General features: G+C 43.4%; 5 protein-coding genes. 2 read left to right on the top strand and 3 right to left on the bottom strand.

Annotation, left to right across the window (positions count from 1 at the left end):
• Positions 1-94: 94 nt before the first annotated feature.
• A complete protein-coding gene (locus tag QZ998_RS00450; protein ID WP_296557106.1) occupies positions 95-1,270 on the bottom strand; it encodes a malic enzyme-like NAD(P)-binding protein in 1,176 nt (391 codons plus the stop codon).
• 373 nt (positions 1,271-1,643) lie between these two features.
• Between QZ998_RS00450 and QZ998_RS00455 the strand changes: the two genes are divergently transcribed.
• Together QZ998_RS00455 and QZ998_RS00460 are read left to right on the top strand one after the other, a co-directional pair.
• Positions 1,644-3,200, top strand: a complete 1,557-nt coding sequence (locus tag QZ998_RS00455; RefSeq protein ID WP_296557109.1) for an SPFH domain-containing protein — start codon at positions 1,644-1,646, stop codon at positions 3,198-3,200.
• Positions 3,201-3,422: 222 nt separating this feature from the next.
• On the top strand, positions 3,423-4,088 hold the full coding sequence (locus QZ998_RS00460) for a hypothetical protein (RefSeq protein ID WP_296557112.1): 666 nt from the start codon (positions 3,423-3,425) through the stop codon (positions 4,086-4,088).
• A gap of 56 nt (positions 4,089-4,144) precedes the next feature.
• On the opposite strand, the gene QZ998_RS00465 is transcribed toward QZ998_RS00460, so the two are convergent.
• Entirely contained in the window at positions 4,145-6,133 is a 1,989-nt protein-coding gene (locus QZ998_RS00465) for a serine hydrolase domain-containing protein (protein ID WP_296557115.1), read from the bottom strand.
• 197 nt (positions 6,134-6,330) lie between these two features.
• Positions 6,331-6,623: hypothetical protein (locus tag QZ998_RS00470; RefSeq protein WP_296557117.1), on the bottom strand; the 293-nt coding region annotated here is incomplete at its 5' end.

Consider the following 6,623-nt stretch of genomic DNA (forward strand, 5'->3'; position numbering starts at 1 on the left):
TTTTTATTTCCTTTCTCTTTAACTGATTCAACATCTATTATAAACAGTTGACCATTGTGGCACAATAGAAATTATCCAATTTTGTTTGTGTTACTTATTTTAATCTCGCTACCCCAGAATCCTTTGCCGCCTGATAGACGGCCTTTGCCACCGCTTTTCCAATCCGGGGATCAAAAGCCGGTACAATAATATAGTCGGTACTCAGTTCATCATCTCCAATCAAGTCGGCAATGGCTTTAGCGGCAGCAACCTTCATTGCTTCGTTAATGTCACTGGCTCTTGCATCGAGTGCCCCTCTGAAAATACCCGGGAAAGCCAGCACGTTATTAATCTGGTTGGGATAATCCGACCGTCCCGTTCCGACAACCCGTGCACCAGCTTTTATTGCCAACTCTGGATCAATTTCCGGATCCGGATTGGCCATTGGCAGAACAATCGCGTTTTTGGCCATGGTTGTAACCATTTCGGCAGTGACAATGCCCGGTGCTGAAACACCGATAAAAATATCGGCTCCATTGATGGCATCGGCGAGGGTTCCTTTTTTGTGATGCTTATTGGTCATCTCGGCAATTTCCTGATGAACCCAGTTACTGTATTTTTCATCTTTTGTGAGAATACCCTTGCTGCTACAGGCGATAATATCCTTCACGCCGACATTTAGTAACATCTTGATGATCGCTGACCCGGCTGCTCCAGCACCACTGATAGCCACCGTCACCTGATCCCATCTTTTTCCGACCACCTTCAGGGCATTGATCAGGGCTGCTGTCACTACCACTGCTGTACCATGCTGATCATCATGAAAAACCGGAATATTGAGTTCCTTTTTTAAGCGTCTCTCAATTTCTGCGCATCTCGGCGAGGCAATATCTTCCAGATTTATCCCACCAAAACCCGGTTCAATCATCTTTACCGTGTTGATGATAACCTCTATGTCTTTTGATGGAATACAGATGGGAAACGCATCGACACCGCCGAATTCTTTAAATAAAACAGCTTTTCCTTCCATTACGGGAAGGGCAGCTTCCGGGCCAATATCTCCTAGCCCCAAGACTGCTGACCCGTCGGTAACCACAGCCACCAGATTTCCTTTACCGGTGTACTTATAGACATCTTCTTTATTTTTTTGGATCCTTCGGCAGGGTTCAGCTACCCCCGGAGTATAGGCCATCGACAGATCATGTTTGTTTTTCACCGGAACCTTACTGTCAATGCTCAGCTTACCTTGCCATTGTTCATGTAACTTTAATGCTTCTTCCTGAATTTCCATGTATCTCCTTTATTTCAACAATTTTACTCTCTACTTTAATCTATACCCTATTCTGTTAAATTAATCAACTCATCAACATCATTTGATGATTATATGAGGTTGCCTTTTTGTTTGTCCAGATAAGTTTTTGCCGTCTTTTCCTGACATTGTCTATCGCTTTTGATTAAATATAACATTACCAGAATTATAACATTTATCGACGGAACAATCTGCATCGATATTGTTCTTTGACTTTAAATTCAACTTCTTATATAATGCATATGTTGAGACCTTAGATCAATGATATCCACTCAAAAACCGATGTGGTTGTCATATTCTCACCGAAATGAGTATCTTTTATTGTACTCAATATTAAATATTACAGGAGGCGCAAATGTTTATTTTTTCATTGATTATCCCAATTGTTGTCGTGCTCTTAGTTATCGCTATCTTAACGATGAGCTACGTCAAAGCTCCCCCAGATACGGCCTATGTCATATCTGGTATTAAACGGCGTGTCATCATCGGGAAAGCGGGAATTAAAATTCCGTTTCTTGAACGCGTTGACAAACTAGACCTCAAAATGATGTCGGTTGATGTCAAAACTGGTGAATCGGTACCAACCAACAACTTCATCGATGTGATGGTTGACGGCGCGGTCAAGATCAAGATCGGTTCATCACCGGAAGCAATTTTACTGGCTTCGGAGAACTTTTTGAACCAATCAACTGACGCCATCATTCCCCAGGTTAAAGATGTCCTCGAGGGAAATGTTCGTGAAATCATCGGTTCGCTTGATCTAAAAGACATGTTAACTGACCGAAAATCCTTCTCCGAAAAGGTTCAGGAAAACGCAGTTCCGGATCTTAAACGGATGGGTCTTGAAATCATCTCTTTCAACATTCAATCGATCCGCGATCAGGCCGGCGTAATTGAGGACCTTGGTACCGAAAACAAATCACAGATCAAAAAAGGCGCTGCGATAGCCCGTGCCAACGCCGAAAAAGAAGTCGCCATTGCCGAATCAGAAGCCGCTAAAATTGCCAATGATGCCAGAATTAAGGCAAACCTGGAAATTGCCCAGAAGAACACGGATCTGGAAATTCGTAAAGCCGAATTAAAACGACAGTCTGACCTAACGCAGGCTCAGGCGGATGCTGCTTACCAGATCGAGCAGGAAGAACAGCGGAAAACAATTGAGACAAAAACTCAGGAAGCCAACATTATTAAACAGGTCAAAGAGATTGAGTTAGCCGCTAAAGAAGTTGAAGTTCGTGAGCAACGATTAAAAGCTGAGATCAACAAAACTGCCGATGCCGAACGCTACCAACGTAACCAAAAGGCTGAAGCTGATTTGTTTGAAAAGCAAAAAGAAGCGGAAGCGAAACTATTTATTGCCGCCAAAGATGCTGAAGCCAATCGATTGGCTGCCGAAGCCGATCGCTATGCCAAAGAACAAGAAGCGGCCGCAATTGAAGCGCGAGGTTTTGCTGAAGCTGCCGCGATCAGAGCTAAAGGTCTGGCCGAAGCTGCCGGAATTGATGCCAAAGCTGAAGCGATGAAGAAATACAGCGATGCCGCCATCATGGAAATGTACTTCAATGCCCTTCCTGAAGTCGCCCGTAATGTTGCTGCGCCACTTAACAACGTCGATCGCATCACCATGTATGGCGATGGCAACTCAACTAAAATGGTCAAAGACATTGTCAATACCATGTCACAAGTGACTGAAGGCATCTCTGAAAGTACCGGTATTAATCTGCAGTCATTAATTTCCGGATTTTTGGGTGGTAAGATGGCAACACCAGCCGACAACTCCGCAACAACAGCAAGCACACCACATACTACTGCAGTCAGTGAACCGCTTAATATCGATTTAATAACCGAGTTTTCGGCTCAACTTCAACCCGATCATGCTAAAACCGATACAGAAGACCCCGAGGAAGTCTAATTTTTATAAACCTGTATTGGTTTCCAATATGCTATAATCTTTGATTTAAAAGCGATGTGCTAACATTGACGTAGTTGGTCTGGTTCTTCCCTTTTGTTGAGAGGAATTTATGGCGGGAAATTTAAAAGAAAAGCGCCTCGTTTTGGTGCTTTTCTTGTTTTGAAGGGTAAATTTACTGTAGCATTAAATTATCAATAATTTGTATTCGGGGGTATCTTTTCTATGGACACTTCAACCTTTTTTAGCAATCTGTTTGCTTTAGAAAATTCACCAGTTACTCAATTGTCGCTCTTTATCGGGGGCGTAATTTTAACGATCCTATGCTTTTTTTTAATCTATTATGTTGTTTTTCGGGTCAAACATGAACCGCCAGAAAAAATCAGGCATAGCTCAGACGAATCCCCGTACCAGGATCTATCCATGCTTGACGCGGCTGCAAATGCGAATCCATCAACACTACAAAATCGCGCAATCGAGGAACAGGCGAGGCTTCAAAAATTAATCGGTTTATTAAAAACTGCCAAACGGCGCGAATCACTCTATCCCCAGGAAGCCATCCTCGAAGATCTCGAGGCGGTTATTTCAAAAGTTCGCGATAAAATCGGTCATGATCAGAAACTTCAGGTTTCTCCGCAGTATGCCAGTTATCATGCTGAAACAGCTACTCAACTACTCAGTACCTACCTCGATTTAGACCGAACCCAGGATGAATCGGTGGAAAATATCAACAAGATCAGAAATGAAATTATTGCGTCCTTTCCACCACTCCTGGAGTTTTATCAGGACTATTTAAATCGTTTATATGATGCTCAGTATTTTGATGTGGCCAGTGATGTTGAGGTGGTCAAGTCGATCTCTGAGGATAAACAGAATATTTTAAGAAAGTAATCTGACAAGGGTGCGCCAGGGGTTATCAAAAAAAATGTCACAAATCTTTGTTGGCATCAGTACTCATAGGTAATGGCGTCGCCATCATTCCCAATAAAGACAACATAAGAACCGGCCGTCACTGCGGTACCTTCTGAACCGTTGGTCAGACTGTCATAAATGGAGACAAGCGATGGCGACAGCACCAGAATCCTACCTTCGCCAGGTTTGATAAAGCCATCCGCTGGTAATTTACGACATTCGTTCTGATCGCCGACCGTAATTTTTTCATCGTTTTCCAGTAGCGGAACATCTACAGCATTGATCATTTTAAAGCTACCAACCTGGAGCATGGTTTTGCCCTGTTCATCAACCAGCTTGAATTCCGTGGTATCGCGGGTATATTTCAGATTTGCAACCGTGGTCCGTTCATCAATCAGCTGATTAAGCAGATAGTAACCACCGCCGCCAAAAAGGACATAACCGGGGAATTCATTCATGATCCAGGTTGATCCAGCCATGGTCATGATATCATCGGGAAGCGTATTAATGGTGATCCATTGTTTGTCAACAAACTGGGCGGGACTAATGTTGCCAGATAGCGGCGGAATCATCGTAGCTTTAATCGAGCCATTGACACCAGTCAGGGTATACTCCATCAGGAATTTTGTTCCGAAGTTTTCTTCCAATTTCAGTCGGTTATTGGTACCGTAAAAATAACCGTCATCGTCGTAGTTCACCTTGTCGACAAGGGTAAAGCCCGTGTCAGAATTACTGTAAATATTCATTTCACCTGCAGCTTGATTATAGTCAATTTTTAAAATATTACCGGCCAAAGTATAATAGCCTGCGTAAGCGATCAGATTATCAGGAACCGGAGCCGGCATGGCGGCTGGAACCGTTTCAGTGGTTTCGGTCGTGATTAGGCCTTTTTCAGCCAGCAAGTTTTTGGCGATAACATCTGTCACAGCAGCGGTATCTACCGGCCCAGAAAAAGTCAGGGCAATGGTTATGTTCTGATCGGGCAGCAGATAAAGCATGGCATGATATGCGTTGGTATCTCCGCTTTTATAAATTAAACGAACGCCCAATTTCTGATAAGCTTCATCATTGACGCTATCCCAACCTAAACCATATGATAATTTTGGCGTACCCGTTGGAACCGTCTGACTGCCGTATTGGGCAGTGAAGGATTCGTCAACCCATTGCTTATCGAGAATTTTTCCCGCCAAAATAGCATCCCCAAATTTACATAAATCCTGGGCATTAGAGGCAATACCGCCCGCCCCGAGACTGTTTACATACTCAAGATCCGAAGCGTTGCCGTCACTTTTGTAATATAATGCTACGTTCGTATTATCCTCTTTAAAATAACAGCTGGTGTTATTCATGCCAGCCTTGGTTAAAATATTCTTGCTCAGATAATCAGAATAGCTCAGGCCAGAGACCTTTTCAACCAGATCCTGGGCTAAGGTAAAACCGTCATTACAGTAAATACTGATGATTCCCGGATCACCTTTTAAGTATGCTTCAGTTAAGTTCTCAAGGAAGTATCCCATAAAATCTGGATTAGGTGCCGTTGTCATGACGGCATATCTGTTGGTGCCGCCAAGCTCCGAGGTGTGATTCAGCAGCATTCTCACCGTAATCTGTCGATACCGCTCATCTTCCATGGTGAATTCGGGAAGATAAGTGGTCACTGGCTGATCTAGATCTAGTTTGCCTTCCTGGCAAAGCTTAAGCACGGCCATGGTAACAAACATTTTACTGACGGAGCCAACATTGAATTGGGTATTGGAATCAACTGGGATCGCTTCAGTACGGTTGGCCATGCCAAAACCTTCCTGATAAACAATTTTTCCGTTATCGCTAATGGCAACCGCGGCACTAGAGGCACCACCTCCGCTGATGGCTTTCCAGATTTCTGACCGGGTGGCAGTAATCGTTTTCTCGTAGCCCGCTGATGATTTTGATGCTGACGTTTGCGACGTGGTACAGGCGGCTGTTGTCAGTGTAATAGTAACAACCAACAGGCAGCAGCAGATGAGGGTTAGCATTCTTTTCATTTCTCTGTTTCCTTTCATTTTAAACACGACGACTCACCGGAATCCAGGCCTTGCCGTCAAAACGACTGGTATTGATCTACTGATTAGCGACAATGTCTTCTGCGAATACATCTGAATAATCACCACTGTTTAGTGACTGAAGCAACAGTTTTTTCCCAAAGCTTTCTGCGAATGACATCCGATAACCATGTTCCATATCAAAGTATCCATTGCCAATATAGGGCTAGCTTACAGCCGTAACAAAGGATTACCATCAAATTGTTTATAATCCAGGGTATTGTTTTCCAGATTAAACTCATTTTTTTGGTGCTACCACTGGTTTCATAATAGCCGGTAATATCCATCAGAGAACCAAAACTTTCTCCTAGGTCAAAGAAGCCCTGCTCCCGTGTAAGTTTATCAATATCCATCAGAGAACCAAAACGTATCAACGCCGGTATCCGAGTTATTGGTAGTGTAAGTTTATCAATATCCATCAGAGAACCAAAAC

The sequence above is a fragment of the uncultured Acetobacterium sp. genome, from assembly GCF_927416815.1.
Lineage (GTDB): Bacteria > Bacillota > Clostridia > Eubacteriales > Eubacteriaceae > Acetobacterium.